The sequence below is a fragment of the Corynebacterium pseudodiphtheriticum genome, assembly GCF_023509295.1.
GTDB lineage: Bacteria > Actinomycetota > Actinomycetes > Mycobacteriales > Mycobacteriaceae > Corynebacterium > Corynebacterium pseudodiphtheriticum.
On the sequence record NZ_CP091864.1, the window covers coordinates 768,905 to 785,858 of the forward strand.

Here is a 16,954-nt window from a genome sequence, read left to right on the forward strand (position 1 = left end):
AGCAACTATGCGTTCGGTCGAAGAACAGCTTGCGCTGATTACTGATACGGCCATGACCCCGGAACCAGTGCGCATAGCGATTACCGACGCTCTGGGCATGATGTGTGCCGAGGAAGTGCAAGCTAGCCAGCCACTTCCTGGTTTCCCACAAGCGGCGATTGATGGTTACGCGGTCCGTGCAGTTGATATTGGCGGGGAACGAGCGCTTCGTGCAGGTCCTCCTCGTGGAGATACGGATTCTGTCGGTGACGCCCCTTTAGCGCCTACGCCTCCTGCCGTGGAAAAATCATTGCCTGTGGTTGGGGAGGTCCCGGCTGGCTCGCGGCAGCCACTGCGTTTGCAGCCAAAACAGGTGGTGCGGGTGCACACAGGTGCGCCTTTGCCAACTCTTTCGGATGCTGTATTACCTCTGGAGTGGACAGACCGCGGCCGTAAACGTATGACGCCGTATCGGGCCGTGCGTTCCGGGGATTTTGTGCGGCGCGTTGGCGATGATATCCAGCCAGGCGATGTTGCGGTGTCTTCTGGCGCGATCTTGGGCCCAGCCCAGATTGGTTTGCTTGCCGCGGTGGGGAGGGAAAAAGTACTGGCCTATCCACGCCCACGAGTGTCCGTTATCTCGTATGGACGGGAGCTGGTCGACGTTGATCGCGACCCTGGGTTGGGGCAGGTTTTTGATGTGAATTCGTATTCGCTCGCCGCGGCCGCGAAAGACGCTGGAGCCGATGTGCATCGCGTAGGAATCGCAGAAGGAGAGCCGCGGCGCATCAAGGAGATGCTGCAATCACAAATCATGCGCAGCGAAATTATCGTGATTTCTGGCGCTGTTGGTGGTTCTGGCTCCCAGGTGATGCGCGAAGTACTCGAAGATCTCGGGGACATTGATACCAGCCGGGTTGCTATGCACCCAGGGTCTGTACAGGGATTCGGTTTGATCGGTGAACAACGGGTACCGGTCTTCCTATTGCCAGCGAACCCGGTTTCCTCCTTGGTAATTTTTGAAGTTTTTGTTCGGCCGCTCATCCGCTTGTCATTGGGCAAGGGTGCAGCGCACCGACGCTTGGTGCGGGCACGATCGATAAATCATTTGACCTCGCGTCCTGGCAGGCGGGGATATATTAGGGCTCGGTTAATGCGTGATGCACAAACCAGTGACTATTTGGTGGAAGGTTTGGGAGGAGCCACTGGCGCTCCCGCGCATTTGTTGGCTGGACTGTCACAAGCGAATGCAATGATTCGTATTCCCGAAGAAGTCGATGAAGTACGCCCTGGCGACGTCGTCGAAGTCATGTTCTTGACGCAGCGTGCATAAAAACTACGAGCCCTGCTGCATGGGGATGGCCATGCGAGATATTTTCGGCAGGACGAACTGAGTATTCATGCTGGATCCTTTCGGAATAGCTGCTAGCAGAACTAAGAAGCCAGCGCGAGGCACACCGCACCCTGTGCATCCTGGTTGGCCGGAATCTACTGCAGAAGTACGGACGGCGAGTGGACTTCGTGTTCGACTGCGTCCGCTGCGTCGTGGCGACGGTGCGGATTGGTGTGAGCAGCGGCTAGTTGATCAATCGTGGTTACAGCCGGTTGAACCGACGGCGATGCGAGGGTGGGAAGCTGCGCATACGAAAACTGCTTGGTTAGAGCATCTCCGTTGGCTGAATGTACAAGCTAGGCATGGGGAGCTCGTGCCATTCGTGATCGAGGTTGATGATGAGTTTGCGGGGCAACTTACTTTAGGCGGAATCCAACACGGAACCGTGGCGAGCTGCTGGGTGGGGTATTGGGTGGCTTCTTTAATGATGGGTAATTCAGTGGCAACAGCTGCTTTAGCGCTCGGTATAGACCACGCATTCCAGCGCATTGGGGTGCATCGAATAACTGCCACGTATCTGCCGGATAATCCTGCTAGTAGGCAAGTGTTGATGAACAATGGGTTCCGCGAGGAAGGCATTTTGCGCGGGTATCTACATATTGCGGGCTCGTGGCGTGATCACCAACAAGCTAGTTTGCTTGCCGACGATTACAGCACATCGGCGACTGCACGTTTGCGTGCGAGTGGAAAGTTGTTGTGAGTCTAGTCTTTTGCGGCGTGCCTGGCGGGTCAGTCACACACTTCCCATTAGTCTAAAACGATAACTAGCGCCTAGTTGCTTACTTCGGAAGGTGGCAATTTCCTCATGTCAACAACCCTGATCATTGCTTTGATCATCGTCGTCTGGCTCGTTGTGCTTGCGCCGTTGATCTTCCGTGGGCACAAGCCGATTCGTCATTCCGGAGAAGGCTTCAATGACACGCGCGTGGTCTTTTCGGGTGGCAAGGATGTGCTTAAAACCCCAATGCGACCGCGGATGGCCGGTGCACGTTCAGTCTCTGGCATTGATACTGAACCTGCTGCTGATTACGAACTGGTTGACGCTGAAGAATACGAGATCATAGATGAACCGTGGAATAAGCGCGCTTCCTCTGCCGAGACCAATGTCGGCGATAATGTTACCTCCAGCAATGAAACAGGCTTTGACAGCGTAGACGGCTCCGGGGATTCGAACACAAACGAAGCAGAAGTTATTGACGGCGAGCTGGTTGCTGACCAGGGCGAGTCCTTTTCCTCATCCGACGATGTTATTGATGGCGAACTCGTTGCTGATCAAGTGCATGGTTCTGCTAATGCCAAGGAACTGGGTGCAGAATTTGGTGTTGGCGAAAGAATTGACAATGAATCCGGTGCAGCTGCGGACGTTGCTTCTGAGTCTGTTGAAGATGAAGAAGAACCTCAACCGCGCGTAATCATTTCGGAGCTGTCACCGGATGAGATGTATAGCCACGATGAGACCTATACTTCACCGGTGGATCTGTTGTATCCCGGCGTTGTTGATGCCGATTCGATCATTACTAAGAGCGCAGTAGAAGAATCCGCAGAAACCGCGGCCAGCGAATCCGAGTCAGCCGAAACGAATCCAGCCGAGATGAATCCAACTGAGGGTGCCGAAGCTGAAACTGATGGTGCGGCTATGGCTGATGATGTTGTCTCCGGGGGATCGGATGCGGAGGGAGCATATTCGGTGGCATCTGCGCGTGCGGACCGGGAAGCAGAATTAACGCTGACTGAAGAAGAACTCGCTTTTGCCGCTCGTCGTTCACAGCGTGGTGGTTGGAATCCAGAGGCAGAACGCAAGTTGCAGGCACAACGTACGAAGCGTCGTCGTAATAATTTGGTGCTGTTGCTTGGGGCACTCGCGGTCCTGCTGATCGTTGCAATTCCAACTGGTGGTTGGTTCTGGGCACTGCCAGCTGTTACTGGTTTGCTTACCCTGTTGTACTTGCTTGCATTGCGTGGACAAGTACAACAAGAGCAGGAGCTGCGTGCCCGCCGCATAAGGCAGTTGCGCCGTGCGCGAATGGGAGTGCGCAACCGAGAAGATGACGAACACCGTCTGGACGAGCACAGACCTTTCGTCAATCCGAACTTGCGTCGCCCAGGTGCTGTGGTGTTGGAAATTGATGATGAGAGCCCGGATTTCGATGAGTTACGAACTATCGATCATCAACAGCTCAACGACGATCGCGGCGATTATGCTTCGCGTACGTTGTACCGGCAACAGCAAGCCAGCCGTGCCCCTGCCTTGCGTAGTGTTGCCCGCGACGGGTCACTTAACGCTGGCCGCACTGTCCGCACCCGTGGGCGCCGGGTGGTATAAGCCTTAGGACTCGTCCACGTCAGCTTGGCCTTTTGTGGCGTTTACGGTCGGGTCCCCGGGTGCAATTCCATATCTTATGAGCCCGACGGCTTCGAGTAATGCGTACATCGATGTTGGGCCAACGAAGCTAAAGCCCTTCTTTTTTAACAGTTTTGCCAGTGCTGCTGATTCCTCGGATTTCGTCGGTACTTCATCTAAATGGCTATAGATGGTTATACGTGCATCTGTCTCCGTTTTGTTTCTTGCGTCTTGCGGAGCACAAGAGCGAATGAGTTCTTCCAGCCCACCCGGGTAATCCGCATCTGTACGTAAATTGACACAAGCCTGTGCATTGTTGATGACTGCACGAATTTTGCGCTCGTTGCGGATCATCCCAGGATGTTTGAGCACGCGTTGCACATCTGTTTCCTGAAAAACTGCTAAGTGATCGGGAGCAAAATCTGCAAAGACCTTGCGCAGGATTTCCCTGCGGCGCAAAATAAGTTCCCAAGATAAACCTGCTTGGAAACTTTCTAGACATAGCCGTTCAAAATAGGCTTGTTCACCATAGATTTCTCGGCCCCATTCAGTGTCATAATATTCTCGCAGCAAGTCGTTAGTACAGGCCCACGGTGGCCGGGTAATGCCATTACCGTCGATAAGCATGCCATTGCTCAGCGGGATTAGTTCATTCATAGCGTCTCCTTGTTCATACAGAACAGTAAGCCACAGCGCTCCGGCTGATTCCGGTTGCTAGTGCGTGTTACTGGTTATTTAGACTAGGGAAATGGCATGTTCGGTTCCCAGTGATGAGCCAGGGTAGTCTAGTGAGCATGCACAAGCCCGCCATCCGTGATGCCATGTTGTTTCTCGTACGCATCGTTGTTGGAGTTATCTGCATCATTCGCGGCCTGGATAAGCTATTTTTCCGGGGGATGGACGACACCGTCGGTGCCTATTCAGCTGTGGCAGTGCCTGCTCCAGCCATTACGGGGTGGACTGTGATGCTGCTGGAGATTTTCTTCGGTGCTGCGGTTGTAGTTGGAATTTTGACCACCTTTGCAGCGGGGGTGCTATTTGTCGTAACAGCCGCCCTGCAGTATTTTCTGGGCGGTCTTGATTTTTTGGGCGAGCAACCGAGTTATGAATCCTTCTTGATGTTTCTTACTCTATTACTTGTGATAGTTGTTTTCGGTGCCGGACGAGCCAGCGTGGATGGGGTGTTGAGTCGTGCCGAGTCATGATGAAATCCAAACTGCATTGTCCGCGCGCATCGATGGCGAGCCTGCCGGCATTGCTGACGAAATCCTTGACGCACATGTTTCCGGGTGTGAACAATGCCAGACTTTCCAAAATCGCGCGCTTGCGCTGACGAGGAGTATGCATCACGCCAATGAGCACAGCGGTGATGAATTAACCCCGCCGCGGCAATTGACTGAAGATATTTTGGCTGGTGTGGAACCAGCCTGGCGTCGTTCAGCACGCAGGGCTGAGCTGAATACGATTCTTGCCCGGCTTACGCTACTTGTGTGCGGCGTTGGTTTTGGCATTTGGGCCGTTGTGCAAGTGATTGCTTCCGGGGGATTGATCCCGCAAACCTTAGACGTCCAGGGCGAGGCAGTTCTCGATCCGAGCGCGGATCCGCAGTTGGCGACCGCACTGATGGAAGGCGCAGCTTTGCGTGCTGGGGTCTCGCTTGGTTTGCTTGCTGCTGCTTGGCGCCCTTATTGGGCATCCGGCTTAATGCCGGTCGTTGGTGCGATGGGAATGTTCTTTAGTGGTTTTATTGTTCGAGATCTGGTTCTCGGGGTAGCTACCAGTGAACAAATTTTGTTGATCGCCATGCTGCTTGTGAGCGCACTTGCTACGGCCTGGCTGTGGATACGCTACCGCTACGTGCAGCATCGTTATGTCCAGCTGGGTAACCACATCATTGAGTGATACCAGCTGTTTGAGACTGGTAAGCCGTACAAAATTGGTGAGAAATAGACAAACATCCCGACGACTGTGGCGAGGTATACGATAACGACGATGCTGCCCAGCCGTAGCTCGTGACCAGTGAGTCGGACAAGCAGACGCCAGCGCACGAATCTGCCCTGGTGCATGAGACGTCCGAGAATAATCGCATATATGACAAGAACAAATGGGATAAACGCGGCGGCGTAAAAGAAATACATTTGCCGGTCGTAAGCCGCAAGCCATGGCACAAAACCAGCGGCAAAGCCAACCAACGGCCAGGCGAAAGCGTGGTCTCGATGAATGATTAAGGCCCACAACGCCCACGCTAGGCCCGGCACAATTAACCACCAGATTGCCGGGGTGCCAAACAAAAACAGCATTTCCCGGCAGCCACCTTTGGCGCCGCCAAGCGGGCAATCTAATTCGGTGTTGGAGTAATACAGAATCGGGCGTACCCCAGCTAACCAGGACCAAGGTTTGGAATCCCAGGGGTGTTCGTGACCACCAGATGTCGTCAATGACGCATGAAAATCTAACACCGATCGGTGGTAGTAGAACCAACTGGCGATTGAATCTGGTAGCGCCTGTAACGGCGAATCGTCGTCGATGGTGCCATCGACAGCTGCATGTCGGTAAACCGCGGTTTCGCTAGAAAACCATGCCCGCCAGGTCCAGAGATAGACCAGAATAGGCACTAACACTAATGAGGCGAGTGCTGCGGGAATATCACGCAGCCAGATTGCCGAATATGGTCGGCTGATGCCATAACGCTTTCGGATAAGCAGGTCGCCGAATACACAAAACAGGCCGAAAAAGGCGATGTAATAAAGTCCGGACCATTTAATTGCTAGTGCGCCTCCGAGCATGAGGCCAGCTCCAAAACGCCACCAGCGCACGCCGAAGCGTGGGGCAAATACTGACCGCCAAGCACCGGTGGTTGATTCGTCGGCAAGCGTTTTCCAAGCCTGGTGCATTCGCCGTCGCATGTCCCTATGATCACGAGCGAGCATCCAGGCGGCAGTAATAATGAAAAAAACTTGGAAAATATCCAGCATGCCGAACTTTGAACTGACCAGAAGAACGCCATCGAAAGTGGCTAATATTCCAGCTAGTGCGCCGATACTCCAAGTTTGGGTGAGCTCTCGTGCCAGGAGCATGGTCATGATTACGACTGCCGTTCCGAAGGCCGCTGCCATCGTGCGCCAGCCCATTGGGGAGTACCCGAAGACAAACTCAGAAAGCGCAATTATCTGTTTCGCCAGTGGAGGATGGACGACGAGCCCATAACCTGGGTTGGATTCGATTCCGCCGATAAGTAGGTGCTCCCAGCTACGCACAATGTCCCATGCCTGCGGCACGTAGTGCTTTTCATCGAAGATCGGCGTGCCGGAAGATACTGGATGTGGCAGCCCGAGAAAGCGTGTGATTGCGGCTAATACGCCAATGAGAAGGAATGACCAACCGTCGCGGCGGTCGAACGGGATTCTTATTAGCTGGGGCGTAGAGTACGGGCGCACGCTGCGGGCGTGTGCCCGGCGTGTACGTGCCAGGGGAGCACTCGATTTTTCAGCAACGGCCATCACTTGGAATAGTTTAGGCGAGAATAAACAGCCGACGATACGACGACACCAAGAGCTCGGAGCGCAAAAGAAGAAAGTTCCTAGTTAGTTGCGGTGCTGAGTTCGGATAGCAGATATGCCATGCTGGAGGCGTGATGAACGATCAGCCAGAGCAGTTAAGCGCGCAGAACCACAATGCAAACCTGCAGCAGCAATTGCCGCATGGAATCATCGTGGCGGCCACCCCGTTGGGAAACCTTGCCGACGCCTCCCCCCGGCTGATTAGCGCACTGCAACAAGCAGAGCTCATTGCTGCTGAAGATACAAGAAGATTGCGAAACCTTGCGAATGCTCTGGGGGTGGAATTGCGTGCGAAGGTGGTCTCGAATTTTGATCATAACGAGGCCGGACGGGTGTCTGAGCTACTGCGTGCAGCACGCAATTCGAGTGTGCTGGTGGTTAGCGACGCTGGCATGCCAGTGGTTTCGGATCCGGGACATAATATTGTGGCAGCCGCGCATGAGGCAGGGGTGCCGGTGACAGCTATTCCTGGCCCGTCTGCGGTACCCACTGCTCTAGCGCTGTGTGGGTTGCAGGTGGGAAAGTTTATCTTTGATGGTTTTGCGCCGCGTAAAGACGGTGCCCGGCGTAGTTGGTTGGAATCACTGCGTAATGAAAAGCGGGCTGTGTGTTTCTTTGAATCTCCACATCGTTTAGCCGATACCTTGCACATTGCTGCGGAGGTCTTGGGGGAGCAGCGTCGTGGAGCCGTGTGTCGTGAGCTGACCAAACTCTATGAAGAGGTGAAACGAGCTCCGCTTGGCGAGCTGGCAGCGTGGGCAGAAGACGGAGTCAAAGGGGAAATTACGGTCGTCATCGAGGGAGGCGAGCAGACTCACTTGACCGTGGAGGATGCAGTCGGCCGGGTCGCCGAACTTGTTGATGGCGGCATGCGTTTGAAAGCAGCGTGCAAGCAGATTGGGGCCTGGACTGCGCATTCGAACCGGGAACTTTACGACGCATTCCTGCGCGCTCGAGCCAAAGAAGAGGATTAGTGGCGAAAAACACATCAACTATGTCTCTGTGGCATTTTGAAAATTGTGAGTGATATTAGCCAGATAATGCCAGTAAAAATGCGTCGCCTTGCTGACGAGTCACGTAGTTGACGTCTTTATTTGCTTAACAGCTGTTTTTCAGCTTATTTGAATTTGATTGCCGGGTGTTTTTCAACCACGCTGGTATCCATGAATAAACCTGACTCACACGACTCTAAAGGCGCCGATGGTGCTGTGGGGGCTGACCGCGATAAAGTTGCGGATGGTCCACAACTAGAAACCAATGCCAATTTGGTACGCGAGGATCTTGATGAGCTTTCGGCTACCAGGCAGATCGCCTACATGCTGGAACATGAAGACGATGTTGCGGTAAGCAGCGTGGAAGATTCAGTGGAGTTGGCTTCGGAAACCGAAGATAGCTCGATTGACTGGGCAGTGGTGGCCCCGGCTGGACTACTGGTGTTGGCTACCGTCATTTGGGGCCTGGCGTTCACTGATTCTTTTACAGCCTTCGCCAGCACGGCTTTTGGTTGGATCATTGACAATTTTGGTTGGGCCTTCATGCTGTTCACCACCGTGTTCGTGGTGTTCGTGATCGCTATTGCTGCTTCGAAATTCGGAGCTATTAAATTAGGTTCGATTAATGAAGAGCCTGAATTTAATACCATCTCGTGGATCGCAATGATGTTCGCCGCTGGTATGGGGATCGGCCTGATGTTCTTCGGCGCTGCGGAACCGACTTTCTTCTACAACGATGGTGTGCCGGGCATCGACAATGACCCGGTTGGCGGTGCCATGTCGCAGGCAATGTTCCACTGGACGTTACATCCGTGGGCAATTTACTCGATCGTAGGTTTGGCGATTGCCTATTCGACCTTCCGTGTAGGGCGCAAGCAGCTGCTGTCTTCCGCATTCGTGCCGTTGATTGGTGAAAAAGCTGCTGCGGGCGGCATCGGTCGTGTTATTGATATTTTGTCGATTTTTGCGACGGTTTTCGGTACCGCTTGTTCGTTGGGGCTTGGTGCGCTGCAGATCCAAGCAGGTTTGGCTGCTTCCGGGATTATCGATGACCCATCGATGTCTGTGGTAATTGGCATTGTTTTGGTGTTGACATTGGCCTTTATTCTTTCGGCGCTGTCAGGCGTCGGTAAGGGCATTCAGTACCTGTCGAACGCCAATTTGATCATGGCAGCAACTCTGGCAATTTTTGTTTTTATCGTTGGGCCAACCGTTGTGCAGTTGAACTTGATTCCAGGGTCGTTGGGTTCCTACCTGCAAAACTTCCTGATGATGGCCGGACGTACCGCAGAAAACGGTGAAGCAGCCGCTGACTTTAGCTCTGCATGGACGATTTTCTACTGGGCATGGTGGGTGTCCTGGTCGCCGTTCGTTGGTATGTTCCTGGCTCGTATTTCCCGTGGTCGCTCCGTACGTGAATTCTGCGTCGGTGTGTTGCTGATTCCATCTGGTGTTTCCACTATTTGGTTTGCGATTTTCGGCGGCACCGCCATCGATATGGAACGCAACAATGAGGGTGTGGTTTATGGCGATGGCACGACGGAAAACATGCTCTTTAACATGTTTGATCATCTGCCGTTGGGTTCAATTGCCTCCATTGTCGCTATGGTTTTGCTGGCGACGTTCTTCATTACTTCGGCAGACTCTGCGTCAACCGTGATGGGCTCGATGTCGCAGCGTGGACGCATGGTAGCTACCCCGTGGTTATCGGCGACTTGGGGTGTTTTGACCGCTGCGGTTGGTTTGACCATGCTCATTGGTGGTGGCGAGGATGCTTTGGATTCGCTGCAGTCAGTGACCATCGTGGCCGCTTCGCCGTTCCTGCTGATCATCATTGGCTTGATGTTTAGCTTGGTGAAGGACCTACGTAATGACGTAATCTATGTCGAGCAAAAGGAACAGCAGGCCTTCGCGCGCAAGTTGGCTCGTGAACGTCGTTTGACTCGCGAAGCGCACCGTAAGGAAGAGTTGAAGAAACGTCGTTCTGAACGCCTGGAAAATTTGAAGCCAGAATCGATGCGTAAGAAATAACCAGTAGCATTAGCGGTCGCAACATCAGTCGTGGTGTTGCGAGCTGTATGGATGTGAATTAGCTGCGCATCCTGTGAGCTCTATGAACCCCGGTAACCACATGGTGCCGGGGTTCAATTATGCTTGAGGGCATGTCTGAAAATGTGCTTGTGAATGTTGCCTGGCCGTATGCCAACGGCCCCCGTCATATCGGACACGTCGCAGGATTTGGCGTACCTTCCGATGTATTCGCGCGCTTTCAGCGAATGCGTGGCAACAATGTCCTGATGGTTTCAGGCACTGATGAACACGGCACTCCGCTGTTGGTGCAAGCTGATAAAGAAGGCGTCTCCGTGCGTGAGTTGGCTGACCGCTATAACCGGCAGATAGTCGAAGATTTGCGTGGTCTGGGCCTGTCCTATGACTGGTTTACCCGTACAGTTACCCGTACTCACTATGCGACGGTGCAGGAACTCTTTAAAGGTTTATATAACAACGGCTACATGGTGAAGGAAACCACCATGGGGGCGGTTTCGCCGTCGACGGGACGTACTTTGCCGGACCGTTATATTGAAGGAACCTGTCCGATTTGCAACGCCGATGGTGCTCGCGGCGACCAGTGTGATAACTGCGGTAACCAACTCGATCCCGCTGATTTGATTGATCCTGTTTCTAAGATCAACGGCGAAACCCCGGTTTTCCGTGAGACCGAGCACTTTTTGTTGGATCTTCCTGCGCTTGCCGACGCTTTGCGTGAGTGGTTGTCGGGACGGCAAGGCTGGCGCCCGAACGTTCTAAAATTCTCGCAGAACTTACTGGCAGATATGCGCCCACGTGCGATGACCCGCGATATTGACTGGGGCGTGCCAGTACCGATTGAAGGCTGGGAAAACAACAACGCGAAGAAGCTCTACGTGTGGTTTGATGCGGTGATCGGCTACTTGTCTGCTTCGCTTGAGTGGGCCCAGCGCACTGGTGACCCGGATGCATGGAAGCGATTCTGGCTGGATCCAGAAACGAAGTCCTATTATTTTCAGGGCAAAGACAACATCACCTTCCACTCTCAGATTTGGCCTGCGCAATTGCTTGGCTACGCCGGCAAAGGTGCGAAGGGCGGGGAACAGCACCGCTATGGTGAAATCAACCTGCCGACGGAAATTGTGTCCTCCGAGTTTTTGACCATGTCTGGGTCCAAGTTCTCCTCGTCTAAGGGCTTGGTCATTTACGTCAAAGATTTCTTGGAAGAATTTGGTCCAGATCCACTGCGGTATTTCATCGCGGTAGCGGGGCCAGAAAACAACGACGCTGATTTCACCTGGGATGAGTTCGTTCGGCGCATTAACAACGAATTGGCGAATGGCTGGGGTAACTTGGTCAATCGCACTGTCTCCATGGCCCACAAAAACTTCGGTGAGGTGCCAAAGCCTGGTGAATTAACCGATAGCGACCGCCGCATCCTCGAATTGGCGCGCAACGCGTTCGATGTTGTCGGAGAGGCGCTGGAGAAATCCAAATTTAAAGCCGGAATCACGCATGCTATGCATGTAGTAGGTGAAGCCAATGCGTACATCGCCGAAAATGAGCCTTGGAAGCTGGCGAAGGATGATTCCCAGCGTGAGCGCTTGGCGACGGTTTTGTGGACTGCACTGCAGGTCGTTTCCGATTGCAACGTGCTTTTGACCCCGTACCTGCCGCACTTGGCACAGCGTGTGCACGAAACCTTGGGCCGCGAGGATCTGTGGGCTGCACAGCCAGAAATTGTCGAAGTTGTCGATGATTATGACGTCGAATTGGTTGGCGTCGGAACGCCACAGAAAGGTCAGAAGTACCCCGCGATCACAGGTGATTATGCAGCACAGGCAGCAACCTGGAAACGTCTGGATATCACCCCGGGTACTACACTGGCGAAACCGAAGCCATTGATTACCAAGCTGGACCCGGAGCTAGCTGAAACTGGCCCAGAATGGGCACCGGTGACGGATTCGGAAGACTAATCCGAAGTGTGCTGTGCACGGCAAGATTCGTGCACCGCACGTTTTTTCTCTCGAGCATTGTGTTGGAAGGTGAGTCCGACGAGTGATAAGCAGTCGAAGCACACGAAACTAGTTACTGGTGGGGCAATTGCAGTCCCACTTGCTCTTGTCGCAGTAATCTCCGCTGCGGCGAACCTGCGCGCCGGTATTTCTTCACTGGGCGCAGTGTTGGAACAGGTAATGGCCAGTTTTCAGGCCTCGGCTTCCGTGGCTGGTGCGCTCACCGCCATGCCGGGTTTTGCTTTCGCCATCATGGGGTTGGCAGCTGTGCCTATTGCCCGACGCTTCGGGTTAAGCTTCACGCTTTTTGCCGGAATGGTGGCCATGCTCGTGGGCCTTGCTTTCCGGCCATTGATCGGTGCCTATGTACCGGGCGGTATGGTCACGTTCATTGTGCTCACCGCGTTGGTTGTTGGCGGGATCGCGCTGTTGAATGTGTTGTTACCGGCCTGGATTAAACAGCACGCGCCGCGTTGCTCTGTGTTGTTGATGTCGTGTTATTCCGGTTTCTTAGGTCTTTCGGGGGCGGTTGCACCACTGAGTGCCTTGTGGTTTTCCGGCGAGGATGCTTGGCGCCCAGCACTGGGGATCTGGGCGTTGCTCGCGGCAACACAGGTTGTGGTCTGGATTCTGGTATTAACCCGGGTTGGCGTGGATAAACCTCGCAAGCCATCGGTCGCAAAACCCACAAACTCCGGCACGGAACGTGCGACTACACCAGGTACGACGGGTACAACAGCTGATTCGGCCCCAGCAGTTGTTGCGAATAAGATCGCGTCGACGTCGTTATGGCGTTCTCCCACAGCGGTGGCGATGATGGTGCTGTTTGGCCTGCAATCCTCAAACGCCTATGTGCAAATGGGGTGGCTGCCGCAGATGTATATCGACCAAGGTGTCTCTCCGGGCAGGGCAGCCGTAGGGCTTGCCGTGTTGGGAACCGTCAACGTCATCGGTGGTGTGAGCATGCCGTTTTTGGTGGCCCGCATTCGTGATCTGCGCCCGGTAATTGTGGTTTTTGGCGTACTGACGACCGTTGGTTACCTCGGGGTCATGTTTGCTGGTGCCGCGGCGCCGGAGGCGTGGGCAATCGTGCTGGGCCTGGGTGGTATGTGCTTCCCGACGATCCTTGCGCTGCTTGCGGCACGGACGCGTACCCCTGAGGTGACCGCGCGCTTGTCTGGTTTCGTGCAGCCGTATGGTTATTTGCTTGCAGGAGTCCTTCCGCTGTTGATCGGTTTTGCGTACCAGGCCACCGGAGACTGGGTGTTGATCTTGGCGGTGATGGCATTGACCGGTGTGGGGATGTCTGCGCTGGGGTATCGCGCGGGTAAGAAAGTGCTTATCGACGACGAGCTCGCGCGTTAGTACGTGACGGGCTTGCGAATTAGCAGGTGCTTACTACAACGGTGCCTATTAAACTGGGGCGTTATGTCGAAGAAGAAATCACGCCCACAGCCATTTCCTGCCCCGGAAATTACCGGAATAGTTGATGCGCACACGCACCTCACGTCGTGTCGTGGAAGTAGCATTGCGGAATTTGTTGAGCGTGCCATCGCAGGCGGTATTGGAGAGATATGTACCGTCGGAGACGATTTAGCCGAAGCGGAGCTGGCGTTGCAAGCCGCACGCCAGCACCATAATCTGCATGCCGCATGCGCGATCCATCCGACCAAGGCACACCAACTGGATGAAAATGCGAAAAATCGGCTGTCTGAGCTGGCTCGCGACGAAAACTGCGTGGCCATTGGTGAAACTGGTCTGGATTCTTATTGGATCGAGCACTCTCCGGAGTCGACAGCGACATTGGAACAACAGGAAGCCTCCCTGCGTTGGCATGCACAGCTTGCGCGCGAGGTAGGCAAGACGCTGATGATCCACAACAGAGAAGCAGACGCAGACCTGCTGCGCATCTTGGATGATGAACCAGCGCCACCACACGTCATGCTGCACTGTTTTTCTTCACCAGTATCGATGGCGCGCGAAGCTATTGAGCGTGGGTGGATATTGAGTTTTGCCGGAAACGTGACGTTTAAACGAAACGATGAGCTGCGGCGTGCAGCTTCCTTGGTGCCGCGGGGGCAGTTGTTGATTGAAACGGATGCTCCGTTTATGACCCCGGAGCCGTTTCGTGGAGCGCCAAACGAGCCGTCGTTGGTGGGGCATACTGCGCTGTGCGTGGCACAGCAGCGGGGTCAAAGTGCTGAAGAACTGGCTGCCGAGGTGCGTGCTACCTACCATCGCGTATACGGGCTGGGTGAAAGCCACTAACGTTACGTCGCCCATACGGCACAGGTGTGACAAATTGCATAGTTTCTGTTCTTCCAGGTTGGCTGGGTTTGTAGTGGCCTTGGAGAAAGTTGTGTGATTTGTGAATTTTGTGACAGCTGGTTTTTGAGCGCGTTTCGCCACGCGTCGTCGCGTTATCGTATTGTTATTGTCGTTGCAGAATGAGTTGGCCTCATTGCGGGTTACTGGCATTCAATGTGCAGTAGGTGCAGTGGTTGCTCCTGTTCAGTACGCAGTTCGAGAGTCTTAAGGAAGTTCATGTCGACCAAAAAGCAGATCCAGCGGATTAACTCCAATGCATCTACCTCTTTACGTGTTGCTACTGGGGGGGTCGTTGGTGCTCTGCTGGTCGGGGGTGTCGTTGGACTGGATGCGCAAAAAGATATTGTGGTTGATGCCAATGGGGAAAAAATCGAGCTTTCCACATTTGCCGGTGATGTAGAAGCTGCGCTTGCCGACGCTAACGTGGAGCTGAGTGCGCATGATGTAATTTCCCCGGCGCTTTCGGAGGGCGTGCATGAAGGCGACACCATCACGGTGCGCACCACAAAGCCAGTGGCCGTCACCATCGACGGGGCAAATAAAGAACTGACTACTACCGCTAGCACCATCGGTGAGCTGCGTAGCGAAATTGATGGTTTACACCGGAATGCCAAATTGTTAGCTAATGGTAAAGAACTCTCTGGTGATGACGAACTCACCACCGGAATGAAGTTGGAGGCTGTGGAGCCGAAAATTATCTCGATCACCGATGGTGGGAAAACCGTCTACACCCAGCAAGCAGTGCGTACCGTGGGTGAATTGCTGGATATTCGCGATATTCACCTAGGTGAGTTTGATCGACTGCACCTGCCGGAAGATACTGCGTTAACTACGGGCATGGATATTGCCATTGATCGCGTTCACTTCGAAGATGAACTCATCAATGAGCCGATTGAGCCTGAGGTTATCTATCGCGACGATGCAAACTTGCCAGAAGGTGATGAGCACGTGATTGAAGCCGGAACAATGGGTAACCGGGAAGTTAACCTGCGGAAGAAGTTCGTCAATGGGCATGAAGAGTCTGTCGAACGCGTTGATGAGCGTGAGGTCGCGCCTGCGCAAAAGCGAGTAATTGCTCGTGGCACAAAGCCAGCATCACCTGCGGCTTCTGCGCCTGCTGCACCTGCCGTGGCAGGCGGTTCGGTGTGGGATGAACTTGCTGCATGTGAATCCAACGGTAACTGGTCCATTAATACTGGTAACGGCTACCACGGTGGCTTGCAGTTCAACGCTGGTACCTGGGCTGCTTATGGCGGAACGGCATATGCACCAACCGCCGATCTTGCTACGCGCGAGCAGCAGATTGAGATTGCGAAAAAGACTCAGGCAGCCCAAGGTTGGGGTGCATGGCCTGCGTGTACTGCCAAGATGGGCTTGCGCTGATAACTGCTAAACTACCTGCATGGAACACGATTTGGTTGGTGCTGAAACCTCGCGCACGGTAGATCTTTTGGGTCCGGTAGAAATCCGGACTCTTGCTGAGGATATTGGCATCACCCCGACGAAAAAGCTGGGTCAGAATTTTGTCCATGACGCCAATACAGTGCGTCGCATCGTTGATACTGCCGGGGTGCGTGCAGACGATCACGTGCTGGAAGTTGGCCCTGGCTTGGGGTCGTTGACGCTAGGTTTGCTGGAAGCGGGGCGGCATGTCACAGCCATTGAGATTGACGAAAAGCTAGCTGCGAAATTGCCGGAAACGGTGGCTGCTCGCGCGGGCCATCGTCAGCAAAACTTTTCTTTAATTACAGCTGATGCGCTGCGCATACGTCCAGATCAAGTACACTCCGCATCCCCTGAATCGATCCCGTCTCCCACAGCTTTGGTTGCTAATTTGCCGTATAACGTCGCGGTACCAGTGCTGTTGCACTTATTGGCGCAATTTCCCAGCATTAACCGCGTCTTGGTTATGGTGCAAGCAGAAGTTGCGGATCGGCTGGCTGCACAACCTGGAAACAAAATTTATGGTGTTCCCAGCGTCAAAGCTGGTTTCTATGGCACTGTGACTCGGGCCGGAACCATCGCTGAGCATGTTTTTTGGCCAGCCCCAACAATCAAATCAGGTTTGGTACGGATCGAGCGTTTCTCGGAAGATGCCTGCCCATGGCCAATAACGCAAGACACTCGAGAGGCTGTTTTCCCACTCGTGGATGCAGCTTTTGCACAACGCCGAAAGACTTTACGTGCTGCTTTGTCTAAATATTACGGTTCGGCGGTTGAGGCTGAACAGGCGCTAAGAGCAGCAGGCATTGATCCTGGTTTACGGGGCGAGAAACTAAGCGTGGCTGATTTCGTCCGGCTCGGTTTAGCCGAATAAA

14 protein-coding genes are annotated in these 16,954 nt (G+C 54.0%); 12 read left to right on the plus strand and 2 right to left on the minus strand.

The features are described from left to right. Positions 1–7: 7 nt before the first annotated feature. The 3 genes from glp (at position 8) to sepX (ending at position 3,695) form a co-directional block, all read left to right on the plus strand. The gene (gene glp, locus L9H78_RS03425) at positions 8–1,312 is read left to right on the plus strand and encodes a molybdotransferase-like divisome protein Glp (protein ID WP_249618485.1); all 1,305 of its coding nucleotides are present in this window, start codon (positions 8–10) and stop codon (positions 1,310–1,312) included. A gap of 67 nt (positions 1,313–1,379) precedes the next feature. Beyond that, a complete protein-coding gene (locus L9H78_RS03430) occupies positions 1,380–2,072 on the plus strand; it encodes a GNAT family N-acetyltransferase (protein WP_249618486.1) in 693 nt (230 codons plus the stop codon). Positions 2,073–2,177: 105 nt separating this feature from the next. Continuing rightward, complete coding sequence (sepX, locus tag L9H78_RS03435; RefSeq protein ID WP_249620496.1) at positions 2,178–3,695, plus strand: divisome protein SepX/GlpR; 1,518 nt, start codon at positions 2,178–2,180, stop codon at positions 3,693–3,695. A gap of 3 nt (positions 3,696–3,698) precedes the next feature. Here the strand turns inward: sepX and L9H78_RS03440 are convergent, their stop codons facing one another. Next, positions 3,699–4,370: a DNA-3-methyladenine glycosylase I gene (locus L9H78_RS03440; RefSeq protein WP_249620498.1), complete on the minus strand. Its 672-nt coding sequence runs from the start codon at positions 4,368–4,370 to the stop codon at positions 3,699–3,701. A gap of 137 nt (positions 4,371–4,507) precedes the next feature. Between L9H78_RS03440 and L9H78_RS03445 the strand changes: the two genes are divergently transcribed. Both L9H78_RS03445 and L9H78_RS03450 read left to right on the plus strand, forming a co-directional pair. Next, positions 4,508–4,918: a DoxX family protein gene (locus L9H78_RS03445; protein ID WP_021352796.1), complete on the plus strand. Its 411-nt coding sequence runs from the start codon at positions 4,508–4,510 to the stop codon at positions 4,916–4,918. Next, a complete protein-coding gene (locus L9H78_RS03450) occupies positions 4,905–5,615 on the plus strand; it encodes a zf-HC2 domain-containing protein (protein WP_242722394.1) in 711 nt (236 codons plus the stop codon). The genes L9H78_RS03445 and L9H78_RS03450 overlap by 14 nt, the downstream gene beginning before the upstream one ends. Here the strand turns inward: L9H78_RS03450 and L9H78_RS03455 are convergent. Next, positions 5,582–7,213, minus strand: a complete 1,632-nt coding sequence (locus L9H78_RS03455; RefSeq protein WP_249620727.1) for a dolichyl-phosphate-mannose--protein mannosyltransferase — start codon at positions 7,211–7,213, stop codon at positions 5,582–5,584. The genes L9H78_RS03450 and L9H78_RS03455 overlap by 34 nt on opposite strands. A 134-nt stretch (positions 7,214–7,347) precedes the next feature. Between L9H78_RS03455 and rsmI the strand changes: the two genes are divergently transcribed. From rsmI to rsmA, 7 genes are all read left to right on the plus strand, one after another. Then, positions 7,348–8,247 (plus strand): 16S rRNA (cytidine(1402)-2'-O)-methyltransferase, encoded by a 900-nt coding sequence (gene rsmI, locus L9H78_RS03460; RefSeq protein ID WP_249620503.1) that lies wholly within the window; start codon positions 7,348–7,350, stop codon positions 8,245–8,247. Between the two features lie 189 nt (positions 8,248–8,436). Beyond that, positions 8,437–10,296: a BCCT family transporter gene (locus L9H78_RS03465; protein ID WP_430622745.1), complete on the plus strand. Its 1,860-nt coding sequence runs from the start codon at positions 8,437–8,439 to the stop codon at positions 10,294–10,296. A 131-nt stretch (positions 10,297–10,427) separates the two neighbouring features. Beyond that, positions 10,428–12,269 (plus strand): methionine--tRNA ligase, encoded by a 1,842-nt coding sequence (gene metG / locus L9H78_RS03470; protein WP_249620506.1) that lies wholly within the window; start codon positions 10,428–10,430, stop codon positions 12,267–12,269. A 69-nt stretch (positions 12,270–12,338) separates the two neighbouring features. Next, the gene (locus tag L9H78_RS03475) at positions 12,339–13,673 is read left to right on the plus strand and encodes an MFS transporter (protein ID WP_249620507.1); all 1,335 of its coding nucleotides are present in this window, start codon (positions 12,339–12,341) and stop codon (positions 13,671–13,673) included. 63 nt (positions 13,674–13,736) lie between these two features. Beyond that, positions 13,737–14,576 carry a TatD family hydrolase gene (locus L9H78_RS03480; RefSeq protein ID WP_249620508.1) on the plus strand — a complete coding sequence of 280 codons (840 nt, stop codon included), beginning with the start codon at positions 13,737–13,739 and terminating at the stop codon, positions 14,574–14,576. A 276-nt stretch (positions 14,577–14,852) separates the two neighbouring features. Further along, the gene (locus L9H78_RS03485) at positions 14,853–16,019 is read left to right on the plus strand and encodes a resuscitation-promoting factor (RefSeq protein ID WP_249620509.1); all 1,167 of its coding nucleotides are present in this window, start codon (positions 14,853–14,855) and stop codon (positions 16,017–16,019) included. A 19-nt stretch (positions 16,020–16,038) separates the two neighbouring features. After that, a complete protein-coding gene (gene rsmA / locus L9H78_RS03490; protein ID WP_126925555.1) occupies positions 16,039–16,953 on the plus strand; it encodes a 16S rRNA (adenine(1518)-N(6)/adenine(1519)-N(6))-dimethyltransferase RsmA in 915 nt (304 codons plus the stop codon). Position 16,954: the final 1 nt, after the last annotated feature.